Origin of the sequence: Pseudomonas sp. YNh (assembly GCF_037993085.1) — a bacterium.
GTDB classification, from domain to species: domain Bacteria; phylum Pseudomonadota; class Gammaproteobacteria; order Pseudomonadales; family Pseudomonadaceae; genus Aquipseudomonas; species Aquipseudomonas putida.
The window spans coordinates 38598-61427 of record NZ_JBBMRJ010000010.1; the positions used below are offsets into that span (position 1 = coordinate 38598).

Annotated in this window: 19 protein-coding genes; 13 read left to right on the top strand and 6 right to left on the bottom strand. The window is 64.5% G+C overall.

The genetic code is table 11. The annotated features are described in order from the left end of the window. Positions 1-120: 120 nt before the first annotated feature. Together WF331_RS12680 and WF331_RS12685 are read right to left on the bottom strand one after the other, a co-directional pair. Positions 121-657: an NUDIX hydrolase gene (locus WF331_RS12680; protein ID WP_016497860.1), complete on the bottom strand. Its 537-nt coding sequence runs from the start codon at positions 655-657 to the stop codon at positions 121-123. A 2-nt stretch (positions 658-659) separates the two neighbouring features. Further along, entirely contained in the window at positions 660-1727 is a 1068-nt protein-coding gene (locus WF331_RS12685) for a DUF2333 family protein (protein ID WP_016497859.1), read from the bottom strand. 248 nt (positions 1728-1975) lie between these two features. On the opposite strand from WF331_RS12685, the gene WF331_RS12690 reads away from it, so the two are divergent. From WF331_RS12690 to accC, 6 genes are all read left to right on the top strand, one after another. Further along, on the top strand, positions 1976-3331 hold the full coding sequence (locus tag WF331_RS12690) for a diguanylate cyclase (protein WP_016497858.1): 1356 nt from the start codon (positions 1976-1978) through the stop codon (positions 3329-3331). Between the two features lie 630 nt (positions 3332-3961). Then, complete coding sequence (locus WF331_RS12695) at positions 3962-5536, top strand: methyl-accepting chemotaxis protein (RefSeq protein ID WP_431357572.1); 1575 nt, start codon at positions 3962-3964, stop codon at positions 5534-5536. Positions 5537-5767: 231 nt separating this feature from the next. After that, positions 5768-7540: a protein-disulfide reductase DsbD gene (locus tag WF331_RS12700; protein WP_284398763.1), complete on the top strand. Its 1773-nt coding sequence runs from the start codon at positions 5768-5770 to the stop codon at positions 7538-7540. Positions 7541-7719: 179 nt separating this feature from the next. Further along, positions 7720-8175 carry a type II 3-dehydroquinate dehydratase gene (gene aroQ, locus WF331_RS12705; protein ID WP_003255330.1) on the top strand — a complete coding sequence of 152 codons (456 nt, stop codon included), beginning with the start codon at positions 7720-7722 and terminating at the stop codon, positions 8173-8175. A 100-nt stretch (positions 8176-8275) separates the two neighbouring features. Next, a complete protein-coding gene (gene accB / locus WF331_RS12710) occupies positions 8276-8737 on the top strand; it encodes an acetyl-CoA carboxylase biotin carboxyl carrier protein (protein ID WP_016497855.1) in 462 nt (153 codons plus the stop codon). A gap of 17 nt (positions 8738-8754) precedes the next feature. After that, the gene (accC, locus tag WF331_RS12715) at positions 8755-10110 is read left to right on the top strand and encodes an acetyl-CoA carboxylase biotin carboxylase subunit (RefSeq protein ID WP_012270325.1); all 1356 of its coding nucleotides are present in this window, start codon (positions 8755-8757) and stop codon (positions 10108-10110) included. Between the two features lie 173 nt (positions 10111-10283). On the opposite strand, the gene WF331_RS12720 is transcribed toward accC, so the two are convergent. Continuing rightward, positions 10284-12137, bottom strand: a complete 1854-nt coding sequence (locus tag WF331_RS12720; protein WP_229609769.1) for a sigma-54-dependent Fis family transcriptional regulator — start codon at positions 12135-12137, stop codon at positions 10284-10286. 283 nt (positions 12138-12420) lie between these two features. On the opposite strand from WF331_RS12720, the gene WF331_RS12725 reads away from it, so the two are divergent. The 7 genes from WF331_RS12725 (at position 12421) to WF331_RS12755 (ending at position 20401) form a co-directional block, all read left to right on the top strand. Further along, positions 12421-13476, top strand: coding sequence for an ATP-NAD kinase family protein (locus WF331_RS12725; protein WP_284364914.1), 1056 nt, complete (start codon positions 12421-12423; stop codon positions 13474-13476). A 22-nt stretch (positions 13477-13498) separates the two neighbouring features. Next, positions 13499-14476, top strand: coding sequence for a thiamine pyrophosphate-dependent dehydrogenase E1 component subunit alpha (locus WF331_RS12730; protein WP_016497852.1), 978 nt, complete (start codon positions 13499-13501; stop codon positions 14474-14476). 33 nt (positions 14477-14509) lie between these two features. Beyond that, the gene (locus WF331_RS12735) at positions 14510-15532 is read left to right on the top strand and encodes an alpha-ketoacid dehydrogenase subunit beta (RefSeq protein WP_016497851.1); all 1023 of its coding nucleotides are present in this window, start codon (positions 14510-14512) and stop codon (positions 15530-15532) included. Continuing rightward, on the top strand, positions 15529-16635 hold the full coding sequence (locus tag WF331_RS12740) for an acetoin dehydrogenase dihydrolipoyllysine-residue acetyltransferase subunit (RefSeq protein ID WP_284364910.1): 1107 nt from the start codon (positions 15529-15531) through the stop codon (positions 16633-16635). The genes WF331_RS12735 and WF331_RS12740 overlap by 4 nt, the downstream gene beginning before the upstream one ends. A gap of 52 nt (positions 16636-16687) precedes the next feature. Beyond that, complete coding sequence (locus tag WF331_RS12745) at positions 16688-17752, top strand: 2,3-butanediol dehydrogenase (RefSeq protein WP_239669875.1); 1065 nt, start codon at positions 16688-16690, stop codon at positions 17750-17752. 243 nt (positions 17753-17995) lie between these two features. Next, entirely contained in the window at positions 17996-19729 is a 1734-nt protein-coding gene (locus tag WF331_RS12750) for a C13 family peptidase (RefSeq protein ID WP_284398766.1), read from the top strand. Positions 19730-19756: 27 nt separating this feature from the next. Next, a complete protein-coding gene (locus tag WF331_RS12755; RefSeq protein WP_016497847.1) occupies positions 19757-20401 on the top strand; it encodes an oxidoreductase in 645 nt (214 codons plus the stop codon). A gap of 107 nt (positions 20402-20508) precedes the next feature. Here the strand turns inward: WF331_RS12755 and WF331_RS12760 are convergent, their stop codons facing one another. From WF331_RS12760 to mpl, 3 genes are read right to left on the bottom strand one after another with little or no spacing between them, the layout of a single operon-like run. After that, positions 20509-20796, bottom strand: coding sequence for a YceK/YidQ family lipoprotein (locus WF331_RS12760; protein ID WP_041167543.1), 288 nt, complete (start codon positions 20794-20796; stop codon positions 20509-20511). Then, positions 20793-21422 (bottom strand): flavin prenyltransferase UbiX, encoded by a 630-nt coding sequence (ubiX, locus tag WF331_RS12765; RefSeq protein WP_019472370.1) that lies wholly within the window; start codon positions 21420-21422, stop codon positions 20793-20795. The genes WF331_RS12760 and ubiX overlap by 4 nt, the downstream gene beginning before the upstream one ends. Further along, complete coding sequence (mpl, locus tag WF331_RS12770; protein ID WP_284364897.1) at positions 21419-22768, bottom strand: UDP-N-acetylmuramate:L-alanyl-gamma-D-glutamyl-meso-diaminopimelate ligase; 1350 nt, start codon at positions 22766-22768, stop codon at positions 21419-21421. Before mpl ends, ubiX begins: the two co-directional genes overlap by 4 nt. Positions 22769-22830: the final 62 nt, after the last annotated feature.

The following is a 22830-nucleotide window of genomic DNA, read 5'->3' on the forward strand; positions in this document are numbered from 1 at the left end:
ACGAATGTTTTGCGACTATTCGCGGGCACGCCCGCTCCCACAGGTACAGCGCAGCTCTCGAACACTGCACAATCCATGTGGGAGCGGGCGTGCCCGCGAAAGGGCCAGCATTGAAAACAACTATCCCTGGCTGACTTTATAGCGCTGCAACGCCGCCAATGAGTCCGGGCAATACGGTTTGCTCAGGCTCTCTTGCTCAGCCTGCTCCAAGCCAATGAACCGCGCCTCGATCACCTCTTCCGGCTGCAAGCGCAACGGCGCATCGGACACCGCTGAATACACCGCACACCACAGCCGGTTGTCGGGCTGGTCGAAATAGAACCGTTCGTGAAAGCGTAACTCAACCCCTTCAATTCCCAGTTCCTCGGCCAGCTCACGCGCCGCCGAGTCAGCGTAACCCTCCCCGGCCGTCACCATGCCACCCGCCGCCACATCCCAGTAACCCGGGTACAGCGCCTTGCTCAGGGTACGCCGGTGCACACACAACTCACCGGCACTGTTGAACAGCAGAATGAAGGTGCAACGGCCGATCAGGCCACGCTCGCGCAACTCTGCGCGGGGCAATGCCCCCAGTACCTGATCGGCCTCGTCCACCCAGCTGACCAGTTCGCGGTCGGAGGCCGCCCGGTGGGCGGCCTCGTTCGGGCTGATGGCCATTCTCAACCCTGCGACAGCAACTGACGCAGGTCGATCACGGCAGCGTTGGCCCGCGAAATGTAGTTGGCCATGACCAGCGAATGGTTGGCCCACATGCCGAAGCCACTGCCGTTGAGCACCATCGGGCTCCACAGCGGCTCTTGCGAGGCCTCCAGTTCACGGATGATCTGGCGCACGCTGACCGTGGCATTCTTCTTCGCCAGCACGTCGGCGAAATCCACCTCGATGGCGCGCAGCAGGTGCGACAACGCCCAGGCCTGGCCGCGGGCTTCGTAGAACACGTTGTCGATCTGCAGCCATGGGGTTTCCACCAGCTCCTCGTCCACCTGCGGCGCCTGCCCGGCAACGACCGACTCGGTTTTCAGGGTAGTGTTGAGCTTGACCCGGCCAACGCTGGCCGACAGGCGCTGCGACAGCGAGCCCAGGCGAGTGGCCACGTCACCCAGCCAGTTGTTCAGGTTGTCGGCACGGGTGTAGAAAATCGCGCCCTTGTCGCCGGCAGCCAGACGGGTCTGGTAACGGCTCAGCGACTTGATGCCCTCTTCGAACTCCGACTCGCTCGATGGCAGGATCCAGCTCTTGTTGTCGAAGTTGAAGCGCGGCTCGGCCTTGGCCAGGTCGGCGTCTTCGGTGGACTGCGACTGCGAGCGGGCGAAATCCTTGCGCAAGGCGCGGGACAGGTCGCGTACCTGGACCAGCACGCCGTATTCCCAGCTCGGCATGTTGTCCATCCACAGCCCTGGCGGGAAGCGGTCGTTGGAAATGTAGCCACCCGGCTTGTTCAGCAAGGTGCCGGCCACAGTCTTGAGGGTCTCGATGGTGGTGTAGCCCACCACCATCTGCTGGCCGCCGCGCTCAGCGGCAGACTGGGCATTCTGCTGTACCGGGAACAGCTCCGGCTCCTGGCTCCAGTACCAGCCCAGGCCGATGCACACCAGCAGGTATAACCCGATCAGGGTCCCCAGGGCACGGCTCCACAGGCCGCCAAGGTAGCTACGGGCGGCAGCGCCGCGGCCGTCGACACGCTCACGGGGCTCGGCTTTGGCCTCGCGGTTTTTCCAGTCCAGCATGGCTTTGTCCTTAATCAGTCACGACGGTTCTAGGGCTTTGACCACAGGCCTGCGCCAGGGTGCCACGGCAAGCCCGCATGGCAGCACTATAAAGCAGACACCACCGTACGCATAAGCGACCAATCAGTCAGCAACTGAATATTCGTTCTGGCCGCTTTGTTGATACAGGGCAGTCACGTATTTGCAAAGAGCTGCTAGCATAGAGCCATCATTGCCCCTGCACATCCCAACCTATAAGTAGCCAGGACATGAGCCAAGCAGTTGAGCCGAGCCCGCAGTGCCCCACCCAACAGGTGACGCGTAGCGGCCTGCGCAAGGACGACCCGCTCGACCCGCTGCTGCTGCCCCTGCGCAAGCCGGTGTACATCCTGCTGCAGGACCATGAGCGTGCCCAGCGCCTGGCCCAGCAACTGGAGTTCTTTGGCCTGGTGGTGCAAGCGCTGCCCAGCGCTGCGGCGTTTCTCGCCTCGATCAACGAATACCCGCCTTCGGCCATCATCATGGATGTCGACTTCACCGGTGCCGGCCAAGGCTTGCTGCTGGCCGCCCAGGTGCAGCAGGGGTTGGTGCTACCTGTTCCGCTGCTGTTCTTCAGCCACCACGAAGCCGACACCCCGACCCGCCTTGCCGCCGTACGCGCGGGTGGCCAGGACTTTCTCACCGGCAGCCTTGAAGCTTCCAGCCTGCTGGAAAAGGTCGAACTGCTGACCAACGCCACCCCGCACGACCCGCTGCGCGTGCTGATCATCGATGACTCGCGCACCCAGGCGCTGCACACCGAGCGCGTGCTGGCCAGCGCCGGCATGGTCACCCGCAGCCTGACCGACCCCATCCGCACCATGGCCGAGCTTGCCGACTTCCAGCCCGACCTGATCATCCTCGACCTGTACATGCCTGCCTGCACCGGCCCGGAACTGGCCAAGGTGATCCGCCACAGCGACCGCTATGTGAGCGTGCCGATCATCTACCTGTCTGCCGAAGACGACCTGGACAAGCAGCTGGATGCGATGAGCGAAGGCGGTGATGATTTTTTGACCAAGCCGTTTCGCTCACGCCACCTGATCACCACCGTGCGCAACCGCGCCGCCCGCGCCCGGCACCTGAAGGCGCGCATGGTGCGCGACAGCCTGACCGGGCTGTACAACCACACCCACATCCTGCAACTGCTGGAAGACTGCAGCTTCCGCGCCCGCCGCGAACAGCAGCCGTTGAGCTTTGCCATGCTCGACATCGACCATTTCAAGAAGATCAACGACCGCCACGGCCACCCCATGGGCGACCGGGTGATCAAGAGCCTTGCGCTGTTCCTCAAGCAACGCTTGCGCAAGACTGATTTCATTGGCCGTTATGGGGGTGAAGAGTTCGCCATCGTCATGCCCAATACTGCGCTGGACGCAGCGCACAAGGTGCTGGACGAAATTCGCCGGCGCTTTGCAGAAATTCTCTACCCGGCGCAACCGCGGGATTTGCAGTGCACTTTCAGTGCCGGGGTGGTGCAGCTGGATGAGGTGCTGGATGCATTGACTATGGCCAGTGCGGCGGACGAGGCGCTGTACCGTGCCAAGCATGCCGGGCGTAATTGCGTAGTGCGTGTAGAGCCCTGAGATTCGCACTCACCGTGCCGGCCTCTTCGCGGGCTTGCCCGCTCCCACCGGAATTTCATTCTTCTCAAGTCTGGAGGTAAACCCGTGGGAGCGGGCGAGCCCGCGAAGAGGCCAGTGCAGATCAAACCGATAGAGGCACTGTGCCACTTTTTTCTGGCACCAAGCCCCTGTCGTCATCACCCGGTCACAAAATCGCAATAACTTCAGGCGCCTACCTCTCCCCTGCGCAGGAAGTTCGCGGCTATGCGCCTGAAGTGGCTGACCAATTTCAACACCCTGTTGCTGGTAACGGTGTGTCTCGCCCTGGGCGTCACCCTGTGGTGGTCGCAGCGTGCCCTGGAGCGCCCCTACCAGATGATGGAGCGCTACCTGGGCCTGTCCCAGCAGTTCCAGAACCAGGCAGCACGCAACATCCAGGCTTACCTGGGCAGCGGCGATGCCCTGCGCCATGCCGCCGCCATGGAGGCCAACCAGCAATTGCAGGCCAGCCTGAGCGAGTGGCCCGCAGAACTGGCCGGCAAGCTGCGCCCCAGCCTCGACAACCTGCAGGCCTTCACTGCCAACGAACTGCTGGCCGCCGGTAAACTGGCTGGCGATCCGCAAGCCCTGCTGCTGCAGGCCGAGCGGGAAATGGGGGCCAACTTTGAACAGCTGGCTGACTATGCCCGCGACAGCGGCAGCGCCGATGCCAACCGCTACCTGCTGCCGTTACTCGATGCCAGCGTGCACCTCGGTCGCCTGTCGCTGGCAAGGGACAAACTGATCAGCAGCGGCCGCCCGGAGCTGGCCGACGAAGTGGAGCGTGAACTGCAACTGATCCGCACCCAGGCGCAGGCCATCGACAGTTTGCCGTTGCTGGGCGTGACCCGCGCAGCCGAATCCGGTGCCGACGACTTCGCCGCCATGATGGGCCTGGAAACCCAGGCCAGCGCCCAGCAGGAAGACATTGCGGTGGGCCTGAAGCGTGAACTGCAAAGCCTGCTGAGCCGCTACCCGGCCGAACTGCAACGCACCCGCGAACAGATCGAACGCCGCGTCGCCCTTGCCGCCAGCACCCATCAGCGCCTGGAGGCGGTGCAGCAGGCCATCGCCGCGCTGGAACCCGAAGTACGCGGCGAGCATGCCAGGATCGCCGCCGAGGTGCGCCTCATCCAGGGCCTGATGATCGGCCTGATACTGCTCATCGCCCTGCTGATCGACACCTTGCAGCGGCGCCTGACCCGCACCCTCACCAGCCTTGCCCCAGCCTTGTCACGTTGGGCCGAGGGCGACTTTGCCCAGGCCATCTCCCTGGGCAAGACCAACCGCGAACTGCACGACATCCAGGAGTCGCTCAACCGCCTGCGTCAGTACCTGGTGGAGCTGGTAGGCACCATCCGCCACAACGCCGAGCAGGTGGCTGGCAGCAGCCACGCCCTGGCAGGCATGAGCGCCGCCCTGCACGACGGCGCCGAGCGCCAGGCCGGCGATACTGGCCAGATCCGCGATGCCTTGGGCGAGCTGGAAGCGACCATTCAGCAAGTGGCGGGCGATGCCAGCGCCGCTGCCGATGCCAGCCGCGATGCCGGGCGCGCAGTGGAACAGGGCCAGGCGGTCATTGGCCAGAGCTTGTCGGGCTTGCGCGAGCTGGTCGATGAAGTGCAAGGCAACGCCCGTATGATCGAGCAACTGGCCGACGAGTCGGCGACCATCGGCGGGGTGTTGACGGTGATCCGCTCGATTGCCGAGCAGACCAACCTGCTGGCGCTGAACGCCGCGATCGAAGCCGCCCGCGCGGGTGAAATGGGCCGCGGCTTTGCCGTGGTGGCCGATGAAGTGCGCTCGTTGGCGCAACGCACCACGGGGGCTACCGGCGAAATTCAGGCACTGATCGACCGCTTGCAGCAAGCCGCGAAAAGTTCGGTGGCGGGAATGCGTGCGCAGCTTGAGCACGCCGAGGCCACGGCCAACCAGGCCCAGGCGGCGGATGGCGCGCTGGACGAGATTGTCTGTGCCATCCGCACCATTTCCGACACAGCGGTGCGCATTGCCGATGTCACGGCCCAGCAGAGTGGCGCGGTGAGTGAAATTCGTGACCACAGCGAGCGGATTCACGCGCTGGGCGAAGATAACCTGCAGCGCATAGGTGAAGGGCGCGAGCAAGGCGAGCAGTTGCTGAGCCTGGGCGGTGAGCTGAACCGGGCGGTGCGAGCATTCAGGGTTTAAGGAAGCATGCGTGATAACTGTGGGAGCGGGCATGCCCGCGAACACCGGCGCAGCCGGTGCCATCCATCGCGCCGCCTGCTTCGCGGGCTTGCCCGCTCCCACAGAGATCGCTAAAGGCCGGCACAGGCGACACATGATCCAGCGGCCATGTGTCGCCCCCACCGCCTGCATGGCCCCAACCTGCACCAACTCCGCTATCATGCCCGGCACGTTCCACCTCGCGAGTTCGCCATGCGCCGCCTGTTATTCCTGCTGTTCCTGCTGCTGGCCAGCCCTGCGTTCGCCACGGGCCTGCTCGACAACCGTCCCAGCGCCACCCTAGGCGCCGCTTCGCTGGCCAACAACGCCGACTTCCTGCCGGTACACGAAGCCTTCAAGCTCAGCCTGGTCCAGGCCGATGCGCAAACCGTCAAGCTGCGCTTCGTCGCCACCGAGGGCTACTACCTCTACCGCCACCGCTTCCAGTTCCGCACCGAGCCCGCCGACATCGCCCTGGGCACGCCAAACATCCCCAAGGGCGAGGCCAAGCACGATGAATTCTTCGGCGATGTCGAGGTGTACCACGGCGTGCTCGACATCGAGCTGCCGCGCACCGACCCGCGAGCCTTCACCCTGCTGGTGGGCTACCAGGGCTGTGCCGACAAAGGCCTGTGCTACCCACCGGAAACCGCACGCCTGAGCATCGATGGCGAAGGCGGCGCCAACGCCCCCGCAACCGCCGAACACGGCTGGAACTGGAAATCGCTGCTGTTGTTCTTCCTCGCTGGGGTCGGCCTGACCTTTACCCCGTGCGTACTGCCGATGCTGCCGATCCTGTCTGGCGTGGTGCTGCGCGGCCAGGTCGGTGGCCTGCGCGGGCTGTCGCTGTCGCTGGCCTACGTGCTGCCGATGGCGGCCAGTTTCGCGGCGCTCGGCGCGCTGATGGGCCTGTTCGGCGCCGGCCTGAACCTGCAGGCGCGCCTGCAGTCGGCCTGGGTGCTGGTGCCCTTCGCGCTGTTTTTCGTGCTGTTCGCCCTGGCCATGTTCGGCCTGTTCGAGCTGAAGCTGCCCCAGGCACTGAGCAACCGCCTGAACAACGTCGCCAACCATACCCGGGGTGGCTCGCTGCTGGGCGCGGCAGTGCTGGGCGTGCTCTCCAGCCTGCTGGTTTCGCCTTGTGTGTCAGCCCCCCTGGCTGGCGCCTTGCTGTATATCAGTGCCAGTGGCGATGCCCTGGGCGGCGCACTCAAGCTGTTCGCCCTGGGCCTGGGCATGGGTGCACCCTTGTTGCTGGTGGCCACCGGTGGCGCAGCATGGCTGCCGAAAAGCGGCCCGTGGATGAACACGGTGAAAAACGCCATCGGCGTACTGCTGCTGGGCCTGGCCATCGGCTTGCTCAGCCGCGTGCTGCCGGGGCCGGTGACATTGCTGCTGGTCGGTTTCCTCGCCGCTGGCGTGGCCCTGTTCCTCGGCGCCTTGGAGTTCGTGGTCAAGACCGCTCGCCAACGCCTGGCCCAACTGCTTGGCCTGGCCTTGCTGGTATACGCCCTGGCCTGCTGGTACGGCGCCCTCAGCGGCCAGGGCGACCCGCTTCGCCCGCTGCCCGTTGCAACACTGGCGGCCACCGGCAGCAGCCAGGCGGCACAGGCAGATGCCTGGCAGACCATCACCACCCCCAGCGCACTGGACGCCGCACTGGCCCAGGCCAAAGCGGCCGGCCAGCCAGTGCTGCTGGACTGGTACGCCGACTGGTGCATCAGTTGCAAAGTGATCGAGCATGAAGTGCTCAATGCGTCGCAGGTGCAAACGCAGCTGACCGGCTTCAAGCTGCTGCGTTTCGACATCACCGAGAGCAGTGCCGAACAACGTAAGCTGCTCGACCGCTACCAGCTGTTCGGCCCACCCGCCCTGCTGTTCTTTGCCGCGAACGGCAGCGAAATTACCGCTGATCGGGTGATTGGCGAGATAAACGCCGGTGATTTTGCGCAAATTCTGACACGCGTGCGCGGCAAAGTCGGTCTATAACTTCCCGCGTGCCGGGAAAAATCCTGTAATAGATGACCAGATTTAATTATTTGGTCACATACTTCGCGCGAATCTCGGACATCGTGCTGGCTATTGCCGGGAACTGGACACTTGCCGTTGCTTTACGGCACACTCGCCGCGCTGTGTCGAATTGCCCTACAAATCCAAGGAATCCGCAGATGGCAACGCTACTGGTGCTCCACGGCCCAAACCTCAACCTGCTCGGTACTCGCGAGCCTGGCCATTACGGCGCCGTAACCCTGGCCCAGATCAACCAGGACCTGGAGCAACGTGCCCGCGCCGCGGGCCACCATCTGCAGTACCTGCAGAGCAATGCCGAATACGAACTGATCGACCGCATTCACGCCGCACGCAACGAGGGTGTGGACTTCATCCTGATCAATCCGGCTGCTTTCACCCACACAAGCGTCGCATTACGTGACGCATTGCTTGCGGTGAGCATCCCATTCATCGAAGTGCACCTGTCCAACGTGCACAAACGCGAACCGTTCCGTCACCACTCCTACTTTTCCGATGTTGCCGTAGGGGTGATCTGCGGCCTGGGCGCCAGCGGTTATCGCCTGGCCCTGGAGTCCGCGCTGGAACAACTGGCTGCCAACGCACAGCCCAAATGATGAAAACCCTGGCCTAAGTGGGCCGGGGTTCGAGAGAAACGTTTCCGATACGTTTTTTTGTATTTCGCCCCCTGACCGAACCTTTGGGAGTTGATGATTAATGGATATCCGTAAAGTCAAGAAACTGATCGAGCTGCTGGAAGAGTCTGGCATCGACGAACTGGAGATCAAGGAAGGCGAAGAGTCGGTCCGTATCAGCCGTCACAGCAAGACTCCAGCTGCCCAGCAGTTCTACGCACCAGCACCGATGGCCGCTGCCCCTGCTGCTGCCCCGGTTGCCGCTGCTGCTCCAGTCGCCGAAGCCGCTGCCGCTGCCCCGGCCCTGAAAGGCACCGTGATCCGCTCGCCAATGGTAGGTACCTTCTACCGCAAGCCTTCGCCGACCTCGCCGAACTTCGCTGAAGTGGGCCAGTCCGTGAAGAAAGGCGACACCCTGTGCATCGTTGAAGCCATGAAGATGATGAACCACATCGAAGCCGATGTTGGCGGTGTCATCGACGCCATTCTGGTAGAAGACGGCCAGCCGGTTGAGTTCGACCAGCCGCTGTTCACCGTCGTTTGATTCGCGGAGAGCCAACGATGTCTGGGAAGCTGGAAAAAGTCCTGATCGCCAACCGCGGGGAAATTGCCCTGCGGATCCTGCGTGCCTGCAAAGAGCTGGGCATCAAGACCGTCGCCGTGCACTCCACGGCCGACCGCGAACTGATGCACCTGGGCCTGGCAGACGAGTCGGTCTGCATTGGTCCTGCTTCGTCCAAAGATTCCTACCTGCACATCCCGGCGATCATCGCTGCGGCCGAAGTGACAGGCGCTACCGCCATTCACCCGGGTTACGGGTTCCTGGCGGAAAACGCCGACTTCGCCGAGCAGGTGGAAAAGTCCGGCTTTGCCTTCATCGGCCCGAAAGCCGACACCATTCGCCTGATGGGCGACAAGGTTTCGGCCAAGGACGCGATGATCAAGTCGGGCGTACCGACCGTACCGGGCTCCGATGGCCCGCTGCCGGAAGACGAAGAAGTCGCCCTGGCGATTGCCCGTGACGTCGGCTACCCGGTGATCATCAAGGCCGCCGGTGGCGGTGGTGGTCGCGGCATGCGCGTGGTGCACAAGGAAGAGGACCTGATTTCCTCGGCCAAACTCACCCGTACCGAAGCCGGTGCCGCCTTCGGCAACCCGATGGTCTACCTGGAGAAGTTCCTGACCAACCCACGCCACGTGGAAGTGCAGGTACTGTCCGACGGCCAGGGCAACGCCATCCATCTGGGCGACCGCGACTGCTCGCTGCAGCGCCGTCACCAGAAGGTACTGGAAGAAGCACCAGCCCCGGGTATCGATGAGAAAGCCCGTCAGGAAGTGTTCAAGCGTTGCGTCGATGCGTGCATCGAGATCGGCTACCGTGGTGCCGGTACTTTCGAGTTCCTGTACGAGAACGGCCGCTTCTACTTCATCGAGATGAACACCCGCGTGCAGGTTGAACACCCGGTGTCGGAGATGGTTACCGGTATCGACATCGTCAAGGAGATGCTGAGCATCGCCGCTGGCAACAAGCTGTCGTTCCGCCAGGAAGACGTGGTTATCCGTGGCCACTCGCTGGAGTGCCGGATCAACGCCGAAGACCCGAAGAAATTCATCCCGAGCCCAGGCAAGGTCAAGCACTTCCACGCCCCAGGCGGCAACGGCGTTCGCGTCGATTCGCACCTGTACAGCGGTTATTCGGTTCCGCCGAACTACGACTCGCTGATCGGCAAGCTGATCACCTACGGCAAGGACCGCGACGAAGCCATGGCACGCATGCGCAATGCCCTGGACGAGATCGTCGTCGACGGCATCAAGACCAACATCCCGCTGCACCGCGACCTGGTGCGTGATGAAGGCTTCTGCAAAGGCGGCGTCAACATTCACTACCTCGAACACAAGCTGGCAAACGAGCATTGATCGAATAGTGTGATGTACCAGAACCCCGGACTTGTTCCGGGGTTTTTTATTGCCTGTCGGGGCCTCATCGCCGGCAAGCCAGCTCCCACAGGTACTGCGCATGGCTTGAGGCCGATGCGGTCGGGGTGGGAGCTGGCTTGCCGGCGATTGGGCTGCAGCGCAGCCCCAGGGCCCTACCCCTTCATCCGCGGCATCTCGATGCAGTGCTCATGCACACGCCGATACAAGGTAGCCCGCGAAATACCCAACGCCCGTGCTGCATCGGCCGGTTTCCAGCGATGGCGGATCAGTGCATCCAGCAACAACTGCCGGGCCGGGCAGGACACGCCGCTTTCAACCGAAACAACCGCATCACCGCGCACCTCTTGCGGCAAATCCTGCAACTGCACCTGCCCGCCTTCACTCACCGCACAGGCATAACGCAACACCTGCCGCAGTTGGCGCAGGTTCCCCGGCCAGCGGTAAAGCAGCAGCGACTGCAACGCAGCATCCGCCAACACCACCTCCACCGAACACGCTTGCGCCTCCTCGGCCAGCAGTTGGTGAATCAGCCCCAAGCGATCCTCGCGCTCACGCAGCGGCGGCAGCTCGAACCGGGCATTGGCCAGACGGAAGTACAGGTCCTCGCGAAAACGGCCCTCCGCCACCATCTTCGCCAAGTCGCGGTGGGTGGCGCAGATCACCTGGATATCCACCCGCTCGCGCCGTGCTGCACCCAGCGGCGCCACTTCGCCTTCGGCCAGCACACGCAGCAGGCGGGTTTGCAGGTTCAGCGGCATGTCGCCGATTTCGTCAAGGAACAGGGTGCCACCATCGGCCTGCTGCAACAGCCCCTGCATACCTTTGCTGGAAGCCCCGGTAAAGGCCCCGGCTACATAGCCAAACAGTTCGCTCTCGATCAGGTTTTCCGGGATGGCGGCGCAGTTCAGGGTGACGAATGGCCCGTCGCGGCGCTGGCTTTGCTGGTGCAGCTGGCGGGCAAACACTTCTTTGCCGGCCCCGGTTTCGCCTTGGACCAGCACTGCGAGGCTGCAGTCCTTGACCCGCGTGGCCAGCCGCAGATGATGCTCGATGCGCGCGTCCTGCGCCTGCTGCAAGGGCTGCGCGCGCTGGCGTTGCTGCGGGGCGCTGACCCGGCCATACAGCCCACCCAGGCCCGGCAGGCGCTGGGCGGACGACGTGTTGACGCGCCGTAGCTGGCCCATGTCGAACAGTTCGCCAATGTGCTCGGGCAAGCGCCCCAAGTGCTGCACCAGCCGTTGCCGCGCCAGGCTGTTGATGGCCTGCAAGCGGCCATCGGCATCCCAGGCCAGCAGGTAATCGGGCTGGCTCTCCACATAACCCGGGGTGCCGTGGGCACGCATTACCCAGTGGCCTTGGGCACTGTGCATGAAGAAGGCGTTTTCGATTTCACGGGCAGTCTGCTCGACCAACTGGCGGATCAGGTGCTGGCTGCGGCGGTCGTCGGGTGACTGCAAGGCCGAGACATCCACCACCCCCAGCAACTCGCCCTGCGGGTCGAACACCGGCGCCGCGGTGCAGGTCAGGCCGATGAAGGCTGCGCGGAAGTGATCGCGCTTGTGCACCGTGACCGGGGCCTTGCTGGTCAGCACCGCCGCTACCCCGCAGGTGCCCTCCTCGCCCTCCGACCAGCAGGTGCCCAGGTACAGCCCGGCCTTGCGGCAGTCATTGCGGATGGCCGATTCGACCCGGTAATCGATGGTGCGCCCCTGGGCATCGGTCAGCAGCACGCAGTAGTCGGCGCCGCGCACCCGCTCGTGCAGGCGTGCCACGGCATCGCTGGCGATGCGCAGAAACAGCTCGGCGCGTTCGCGGCATTCGTTGAGCAGGCTTTGGGACAGGATGCGCGGCCCCTGCTGGGACCCGGGGTCGAGGCGGTACAGCTCCATGGAACGGCGCCATGAATCGAGGATCAGCGCTGGCACCGGCGCCTGTGGCAGGCGGTCGGCGTTCTTCAGCACCCGGCTGACGCAGTCGACATGGGCTCGGGAGTTCGCGGCAAGCATTCAGGCCCTCCGGTTCTCGTTGCTGTTTTTATCGTTGTCCGGCCATTAAGCGCTTCCACGCATGCCCCGACAAGCACTGTGTGATTACCGGCCGGCTTGAGACGCTGCGTCTCAGCGTCTCGCCAACCCAGGCCCCGCGCTGGCACCCGGCGTCTCGCCAGCAGCGCAATCAGCACCTGCCTGAGTGCTACAAAACCGCTCTGGCACGGCCGTTTCAGCCCCGCCACGAAAAGCTGGCACCGCGCTTGCTCCTGCCCTTGCAAACAAAAATACGAGGTGCGCCATGCCGCTACCCGCCCCGACCGTCGGGATCATTGCCAACCCTGCTTCTGGCCGCGACCTGCGCCGCCTGACCGCCAATGCCGGGCTCTATTCGAGCACCGACAAGGCCTCGGCGATCCAGCGCCTGCTGGCGGCCTTCGGAGCCACTGGCATCGGCCAGGTGCTGCTGCCCAGCGACATGACCGGCATAGCCGCCGCCGTGCTCAAGGCCAGCCAGGGCCCCGGCGCCCGTGAGCAGCACTGGCCGACCATCGAAATACTCGACCTGCCGCTGACCCAGACCGTTGCCGATACCCGCCTGGCCACCCGGCGCATGGTCGAGCGTGGCGTGGCGATGATCGCCGTGCTCGGTGGCGACGGCACCCACAAGGCAGTCGCTGCCGAGGCCGGTGACATACCGCTGCTGACGCTGTCCACCGGCACCAACAATGCCTTCCCCGAACTGCGTGAAGCTACCAGTGCGGGCCTGGCCGGCGGCCTGCTCGCCAGCGCCCAGGTACCGGCCAGCATCGGCCTGCGCCGCAACAAGCGCCTGCTGGTGAAAGTGCCCGAGCAACAGCTTGCCGAATGGGCCCTGGTGGAAGTGGCGGTATCGCCCCAGCGCTTCATCGGTGCCCGTGCACTCAGCCGCAGCGAAGACTTGAGCGAAGTCTTTGCCTGCTTCGCCGAACCCCATGCCATTGGCCTGTCAGCCTTGTGCGGGCTGTGGTGCCCGGTGTCGCGCCAGGACCCGCACGGCGCCTGGGTACGCCTGAACCCCGCTGCCGAACAGGCGCTGCTCGCCCCCTTGGCGCCCGGCCTGCTGCAAGGCTGCGGCATCACCGCCAGCGGCCCGCTGACGCCCGGCGTCGCCCATCGCCTGAGCCTGGCCAGCGGCACCCTGGCCCTGGACGGCGAGCGCGAAATCGAATTCGCCGAGCACGACACGCCCACCATCACCCTCGACCACCAAGGCCCGCTGAGCGTGGATGTCGAGGCCGTCCTGGCGCATGCCGCCCGCCATCACCTGCTGGCCGTCCCGCGCGGCCACCGGTTGCACCCTGCAAACCCGCGTTGAGACAACCCTGGAGAACAACAAGATGTCCAATCAACTCAGTACCGAACAACTGCTGCATGCCTATGAAGTGATGCGCACCATCCGCGCCTTCGAAGAACGCCTGCACGTGGAATTCGCCACTGGCGAGATCCCCGGCTTCGTCCACCTGTACGCCGGCGAAGAAGCCTCCGCCGCCGGGGTCATGGCCCACCTGCGCGACAGCGACTGCATCGCCTCGACCCACCGCGGCCATGGCCACTGCATCGCCAAGGGGGTGGATGTGTACGGCATGATGGCCGAGATCTATGGCAAGAAAACCGGCGTGTGCGGCGGCAAAGGCGGCTCGATGCACATTGCCGACCTGGAAAAAGGCATGCTCGGTGCCAACGGCATCGTCGGCGCCGGTGCACCGCTGGTGGCCGGGGCGGCATTGGCAGCCAAACTCAAGGGCCGTGATGACGTGTCGGTGGCCTTCTTCGGCGATGGCGCTTCCAACGAAGGCGCCGTGTTCGAGGCCATGAACATGGCGTCGATCATGAACCTGCCGTGCATCTTCGTGGCCGAGAACAACGGCTACGCCGAGGCCACAGCCTCCAACTGGTCCGTCGCCTGCGACCACATTGCCGACCGCGCAGCCGGCTTCGGCATGCCGGGCGTCACCATCGACGGCTTCGACTTCTTTGCCGTGTACGAGGCCGCGGGCGCCGCCATCGAGCGCGCCCGTGCCGGGCAAGGGCCGTCACTGATCGAGGTCAAGCTCAGCCGCTACTACGGGCACTTCGAAGGCGATGCGCAAACCTACCGCGCGCCGGATGAAGTGAAGAACCTGCGCGAATCCCGCGACTGCCTGATGCAGTTCCGCAACAAGACCACCCGCGCCGGCCTGCTCACTGCCGAGCAACTGGACGCCATAGACGCGCGCATCGAGGACCTGATCGAAGACGCCGTGCGCCGCGCCAAGTCCGATCCCAAGCCACAGCCCGCCGACCTGCTCACCGACGTCTACGTCAGCTACCCCTGAGCCGCGGATTACAAGAACAACAGGAGAACCACCATGGCAAGAAAGATCAGCTACCAGCAGGCCATCAACGAAGCCCTGGCCCAGGAAATGCGCCGCGACAGCACGGTGTTCATCATTGGTGAAGACGTCGCCGGCGGTGCCGGTGCGCCCGGCGAGGAGGACGCCTGGGGTGGCGTGCTGGGCGTGACCAAGGGCCTGTATCACCAGTTCCCCGGCCGCGTGCTGGACGCTCCATTGTCGGAAATCGGCTACGTCGGCGCTGCCGTCGGTGCCGCCACCCAAGGCCTGCGCCCGGTGTGCGAACTGATGTTCGTGGACTTCGCCGGCTGCTGCCTGGACCAGATCCTCAACCAGGCCGCCAAATTCCGCTACATGTTCGGCGGCAAGGCGGTCACCCCGCTGGTGATGCGCACCATGTACGGCGCCGGCCTGCGTGCGGCCGCCCAGCACTCGCAGATGCTCACCTCGCTGTGGACGCACATCCCCGGCCTGAAGGTGGTGTGCCCTTCTTCCCCTTACGATGCCAAGGGCTTGCTGATACAGGCGATCCGCGACAACGACCCGGTGATCTTCTGTGAGCACAAGCTGCTGTACAGCATGCAGGGCGAGGTGCCGGAAGAGGTGTACACCGTGCCGTTCGGTGAGGCCAACTTCCTGCGTGATGGCGACGATGTGACCCTGGTCACCTATGGCCGCATGGTCCATGTAGCACTTGAAGCCGCCAACAACCTGGCCCGCCAGGGCATCGACTGCGAAGTGCTGGACCTGCGCACCACCAGCCCGCTGGACGAAGACAGCATTCTTGAAAGTGTGGAAAAAACCGGTCGGCTGGTGGTGATCGACGAAGCCAACCCGCGCTGCTCGATGGCCACCGACATCAGCGCGCTGGTGGCGCAGAAGGCCTTCGGCGCACTCAAGGGCCCGATCGAGATGGTCACTGCACCCCACACCCCGGTGCCGTTCTCCGATGCCCTGGAAGACCTGTACATCCCTGACGCGGCGAAGATCGAAGCAGCCGTGCGCAAGGTGATCGAAGCCGCAAGGAGTGCCGCATGAGCCAGATCCATACCCTGACCATGCCCAAGTGGGGCCTGTCGATGACCGAAGGCCGGGTGGATACCTGGCTCAAGCAGGAAGGTGACGAAATCAACAAGGGTGACGAGGTGCTGGACGTCGAGACCGACAAGATCAGCAGCAGCGTCGAAGCCCCGTTCAGTGGCGTGTTGCGCCGCCAGGTGGCCAAGCCGGATGAAACCCTGCCAGTGGGCGCGTTGCTGGCCGTGGTGGTGGAAGGCGAAGCCGAAGAAGCCGAAATCGATGCGCTGGTGCAGCGCTTCCAGGCCGAGTTCGTCGCCGAAGGGGGCGCCGATCAGGCCCAGGGGCCGGCCCCACAGAAGGCAGAGGTGGGTGGCCGCCTGTTGCGCTGGTTCGAGCTGGGGGAAGGCGGCACGCCGCTGGTGCTGGTGCACGGTTTTGGCGGCGACCTCAACAACTGGCTGTTCAACCACCCGGCATTGGCCGCTGAACGCCGCGTGATCGCCCTCGACCTGCCGGGGCACGGCGAGTCGGCCAAGGCGCTGCAACGGGGCGACCTGGATGAACTGAGCGAAACCGTGCTGGCCCTGCTCGACCACCTGGACATCGCCAAGGCCCACCTGGCGGGCCATTCCATGGGCGGCGCGGTAAGCCTCAACGTGGCACGCCTGGCGCCGCAGCGGGTGGCCAGCCTCAGCCTGGTCGCCAGTGCCGGCCTGGGCGAAGCGATCAACGGGCAGTACTTGCAAGGCTTCGTCGCCGCCGCCAACCGCAACGCCCTCAAACCGCAGATGGTGCAACTGTTTGCCGACCCGGCGCTGGTCACCCGGCAAATGCTGGAGGACATGCTCAAGTTCAAGCGCCTGGAAGGTGTTGATGACGCCTTGCGCCAGCTGGCATCAGCCATTGCCGACGGCGACCGCCAGCGCCACGACCTGCGCGGGGTGCTGGGGCAGCATCCGGCACTGGTGGTGTGGGGCGGCAAGGACGCAATCATCCCGGCCAGCCATGCCGGAGGCCTGGAGGCAGAAGTACTGGTGCTGCCCGAGGCTGGGCATATGGTGCAGATGGAGGCGGCCGAACAGGTCAACCAGCAACTGCTTGCATTCCTGCGCAAGCACTAAGCCCTATCCGTGAGCCTGGAGAACAACAATGAATGACCTGAGCCACAACCATATGCGCGCCGCCGTCTGGCATGGCCGCAACGACATTCGCGTCGAACAGGTGCCTTTGCCAGCCGACCCTGCGCCCGGCTGGGTACAGATCAAGGTGGACTGGTGCGGCATCTGCGGCTCCGACCTGCACGAATACGTCGCCGGCCCGGTATTCATCCCGGTGGAGGCCCCTCACCCGCTGACCGGCATCCAGGGCCAGTGCATCCTCGGCCACGAATTCTGCGGGCAGATCGCCAAGCTCGGTGAAGGTGTGGAAGGGTTCGCGGTGGGCGACCCCGTGGCGGCTGACGCCTGCCAGCATTGCGGCACTTGCTATTACTGCACCCACGGCCTGTACAACATCTGCGAACGCCTGGCCTTCACCGGCCTGATGAACAACGGCGCCTTCGCCGAACTGGTCAACGTGCCTGCCAATCTGTTGTACCGGCTGCCGCAAGGCTTCCCTGCAGAAGCAGGGGCACTGATCGAACCGCTGGCGGTGGGCATGCACGCGGTGAAAAAGGCCGGCAGCCTGCTCGGGCAAACTGTTGTGGTGGTTGGCGCCGGCACCATCGGCCTGTGCACCATCATGTGCGCCAAAGCCGCAGGGGCGGCGAAGGTAATCGCCCTGGAGATGTCTTCGGCGCGTAAAGCCAAGGCGAAGGAAGTGGGTGCAAGCGTGGTGCTGGACCCCAGCCAGTGCGACGCCCTGGAGGAAATCCGCGCGCTGACCGCCGGGCTGGGGGCGGATGTGAGCTTTGAGTGCATCGGCAACAAGCACACGGCCAAGCTGGCCATCGACACCATCCGCAAGGCAGGTAAATGTGTGCTGGTGGGCATTTTCGAAGAACCCAGCGAGTTCAACTTCTTCGAGCTGGTGTCCACCGAGAAGCAGGTGCTGGGAGCGTTGGCGTACAACGGCGAGTTTGCCGATGTGATTGCCTTCATCGCAGATGGCAGGCTGGACATCCGCCCGCTGGTGACCGGGCGGATCGGGCTGGAGCAGATTGTCGAGCTGGGCTTCGAGGAACTGGTGAACAACAAAGAGGAGAACGTGAAGATCATCGTTTCACCGGGCGTGCGCTGACTGCAGCAACATCCTGCTCCCACAGGTACTGCACAAGACCCCGGGGCAGTGCAGAATCCTGTGGGAGCGGGCTTGCCCGCGAAAAATGCGCCGCGGTGGATGGCACCGGCTTCGCCGGTGTTCGCGGGCACGCCCGCTCCCACAGGGGCCGCGTGAGCTTCAGGCGCCGTACAAGCCTTGCCCTAGCTGTCTCAGGATCCCATTCTGCGTCATACTCGGCAGACCTATTGCCCGGTCCTCGCCATGCGTCCACTGCTCCCCATTACCCTGGTCCTGCTGCTCGCCGCCTGTGGCGATGGCGAATCGCTGCTTGCGCCGGACGCACGCCTGCCCGACGGGGGGCGTTACCGGGGGCAGGTGGTTGATGGCCTGCTGCAGGGCGAGGGCCGTATCGATTACCCCAACGGCAGCTGGTACGCCGGCGGCTTCAAGGACGGCCAGTGGCATGGCCAGGGCGAATGGCATGGCCAGAACGGCGAGGTGTACCGTGGCCAGTTCGCCGAGGGACTGTTCCAGGGGCTGGGCGACCTGACCACGCCGGGCAGCCACTATGGCGGCACCTTCAAGCACGGCCGCCGCGACGGCGAAGGCACGCTCAAGCAAGCCGACCAGACCTACCGCGGCCAGTTCAAGGACGACCTGTACGATGGCGCAGGCGAGCTGGAACTGGCCGACGGCAGCCGCTACCAGGGCCTGTTCGCCAAGGGCAAGCCCAACGGCGCCGGGGTGCGCAGCGATGCCAGCGGCAACCAGTTCAGTGGGCGCTTCGTCAACGGCCAGCTGCAAGGCAGCGGCACGTACGACAGCGTCGACGGCGAGCAGTACATCGGTGAGTTCAAGGACAATCGCCTGGAAGGCCGAGGCCGCTACGAAAACGCCGATGGCGATGTATGGATCGGCGAATTCAAGGACGGCGCGCTGATGGGTGAAGGCGAACTGCTGGGCAGTGACGGCAGCCACTACAAGGGCGAATTCGTCGACTGGCGCCTGTCGGGCCGGGGCAGCCTGCAACTGGCCGACGGCAGCATCTACGTCGGCGGTTTCCTGAACGATGCCTACCATGGCCATGGCCAGCTGACCTTGCCAAGCGGCCAGGTCGAAGGTGGCACCTGGGCCAACGGTGTGCGCGTACGCGACCAGAAAGGCAAGCTGCTGCCCGACCCACTGGACCTGGCCCTGCTCAACCAGGGCCGGCTGCTTGAAGAGTCGCTGGCCCGGGTACCGCGCTCAACGCCGCCCATCCAGCTGTACAGCCTGGTGGTGGCCGGCGATGGCCAGCAAAGCGTTTTCCTGCGCGAAGCCGACTACGTCAGCAACATGCTCAAGGTGCGCTTTGGCGCCCGCGGCCAGGTGACCCTGGTCAACCATCGTGACCACATGGCCACCCGCCCCATGGCCACCCGCGAGAACCTCACCCGCGCCGCCAGTACCCTGGCCGAACGCAGCGGCCCCGAAGACCTGGTGTTCATCTACCTCACCAGCCATGGCAGCCAGGACCATCAGTTGGTGCTCGACCAGCCGCGCCTGCAACTGGCCGACCTTTCTGCCGACGAACTGGCCACTGCCCTGGCGCCATTGAAGGACCGCGACAAGGTAATCGTCATCTCGGCTTGCTATTCAGGGGGCTACATCGCCCCGCTCAAGGACGATCGCACGGTGATCATGACCGCCGCCCGGGCCGACCGCGTATCCTTCGGGTGCTCGGAAGAAGCCGACTTCACCTACTTTGGCGATGCGTTGTTCGCAGAAGCACTGAACCAGACCGACGACCTGAAACAGGCGTTTGAACTGGCACGCTCCAGCGTTGCCGAAAGAGAACAAAGGGAAGGCTTCGAGGCCTCGGAGCCGCAGCTGTGGGCACCGCCAGCAGTACTGGAACACTGGCAGCACCTGCGCCGGCAACAGGCCGAAGAAGCATTGCGTAACGCCGCACAGGCCAACGTGGGGGTACAGGCAAAAACACCTGGCAGCCACTAGACTTGTGTGTAACAAGGGAGAGACATCATGTATTTGACGCCTCAGCATGTCCTGCTTGCCGGTGCTACCGGCCTGACCGGTGAACACCTGCTGGACCGCCTGCTCAACGAACCCACCATCACCCGCGTACTGGCGCCTACCCGCCGGCCGCTGGCCGAGCATCCGCACTTGGAAAACCCGGTGGGCGACCCGGCGGTATTCCTTCCACAGCTGGCCGGGCGGGTCGATATCGCTTACTGCTGCCTGGGCACCACACTGAAGCAGGCCGGCTCCGAATCGGCCTTCCGCGCAGTGGACCTGGACATGGTAGTGGCGTTCAGCAAGCGTGCCCGGGAGATGGGCGCGCGGCATCTGTTGGTAGTCAGTGCGCTGGGCGCCGACCCGAAATCGTCGATTTTCTACAACCGGGTCAAGGGCGAGATGGAAGAGGCGCTCAAGGCCCAGGACTGGCCGCAACTGACCATCGTGCGGCCGTCGTTGCTGCTGGGCGAGCGGATCGAGCCACGGCTGGCAGAACAACTGGTTTCGCCGTTTTCCAGGTTGATACCTGGCAAGTACCGGGGGATTGAGGCGTGTACCTTGGCCCGGGCCTTGTGGCGGTTGGCGCTGGAGGAAGAAGACGGGGTGCGGATTGTGGAGTCGGACGAGCTTCGCAAGTTGGGCAAGATATAAGCTTTTCCTGAAAGGGCCTCTTCGCGGGCACGCCCGCTCCCACAGGTACTGTGATCAACTGAGGACCACACAATCCTGTGGGAGCGGGCTAGCCCGCGAAATGGCCATCACAGGCCGCCGGTGGCCTGGAAGCCGACACCGGCCGCAGTCAGCAATGACAACGGCAACAACAGCGTATCGAGCACCATGCTGCCGGGCAGGTCCAGGCGTGGATACGCCGGTGCATCAGCCCCGTAATGATCGCGCGGGCAGCACCCGCCATTGATCACGTACAAATCCAGCCGGGTACCGGCATACACCACCGGCGCCCCAGGTTTTGCAGCATCCAGCGTGCGCACCGTGGCGCAGCCACCCAGCATCACCAGCGCCGCCACACCCAACAGCGCTCGCTTCAATCATCCACCCCGAAGTGGTGCTCGCCCCAGCGCGGCAACATGTCCTGGGGAATGGCCAGCAGGTTGAGAATGCGCGCCACGACAAAGTCGACCAGGTCGTCGATGGTCTGCGGCTGGTGATAGAAGCCGGGCGCCGCCGGCAGGATCACCGCACCCATTTGCGACAGCTTGAGCATGTTCTCCAGGTGGATGGTGGAAAACGGCGCTTCGCGCGGCACCAGGATCAGTTGGCGCCGCTCCTTGAGGGTAACGTCGGCAGCGCGTTCGATCAGGTTGTTGCAGGCCCCCGTGGCAATCGCCGACAGGGTGCCGGTGGAACAGGGCACCACAACCATCGCCGCCGGGGCGCCAGAGCCGGAGGCTACCGGCGACATCCAGTCTTCCTTGCCATACACCCGGATCTGCCCATCGGCGGCGCCGGTGTATTCGGTAAGGAATGCCTGCATCGCCTGGGGCTTGGCCGGCAGCACCACGTCGGTCTCGGTGGCCATCACCAGTTGCGCGGCCTTGGAGATCAGGAAATGCACCTCACGGTCCTCGCGCACCAGGCAATCGAGCAGGCGCAGGCCATACTGGGCGCCCGAGGCGCCAGTCATGGCCAGGGTGATGCGTTCCGGCCCGCTCACTTCAGGGCCTCGGCCAGCTTGCCGTGCAGGCCACCGAAGCCGCCGTTGCTCATGATCACCACGTGGGTGCCCGGGCGTGCCTGACCTTTGACCCGCTCGATGATCGCGTCGAGGCTGTCGGCCACCACGCTCGGTACGTTGCACTTCGCCGCAGTGGCGGCCAGGTCCCAGCCGAGGTTGGCCGGGGCGTACCAGATCACCTGATCGGCGTCGTTGACGCTTTCCGGCAAACCGTCACGGTGGGCGCCGAGCTTCATCGAGTTGGAGCGTGGTTCGATCACGGCAATCACCGGCGCCTCGCCAACGCGCTTGCGCAGGCCGTCGAGGGTGGTGGCGATGGCGGTCGGGTGGTGGGCGAAGTCATCGTAGATGGTCACGCCCTGTACTTCGGCAACCTTTTCCATGCGCCGCTTGACGCTCTTGAAGGCGCTCAGGCCTTCGATACCCATGGCCGGCACCACGCCAACATGGCGGGCCGCTGCCAAGGTAGCCAAGGCGTTGGCGACGTTGTGCTGGCCAGTCATTGCCCAGTCCACAACGCCCTGCGCCTCGCCCTCGAACAGCACTTCGAAACGCGAGCCGTCGGGGCTGAGCAGGCGCGCCTGCCACTGGCCACCTTCGCCGGTCGTCTGCACCGGGGTCCAGCAGCCCATGCCGATGACCCGCTCCAGCGCGTGCTCGGTGGTGGGGTGAATGACCAGGCCTTCACCCGGGATGGTGCGCACCAGGTGGTGGAACTGCCGCTCGATCGAGGCCAGGTCCGGGAAGATGTCCGCATGATCGAACTCAAGGTTGTTGAGGATCGCGGTACGTGGGTGGTAGTGGACAAACTTCGAGCGCTTGTCGAAGAAGGCGCTGTCGTATTCATCGGCTTCGACCACGAAGAACGGCGTGTCGCCCAGGCGCGCCGACACGGAGAAGTTCTGCGGCACACCACCAATCAGGAAGCCCGGGCTCATGCCGGCATGTTCCAGCACCCAGGCCAGCATGCTGCTGGTGGTGGTCTTGCCATGAGTGCCGGCAACGGCCAGTACCCAACGGCCTTGCAGCACGTGGTCAGCCAGCCATTGCGGGCCGGACACATAAGGCAGGCCCTTGTTCAGCACGTACTCCACTGCCGGGTTGCCCCGCGACATGGCATTGCCGATGACCACCAGGTCTGGCGCCGGGTCCAGCTGGGCTGGGTCATAGCCTTGGGTCAGCTCGATGCCCTGGGCTTCGAGCTGGGTGCTCATCGGGGGATAGACGTTGGCGTCCGAGCCGGTGACGCGATGGCCAAGTTCCTTGGCCAGCACTGCCAGCGAACCCATGAAAGTGCCGCAAATACCGAGAATGTGAATATGCATGGTCGACCTCGCAAAACATCGAGGCAGGGTAGCCCAGGGCGCGACAAATCGCACCCGCTGTT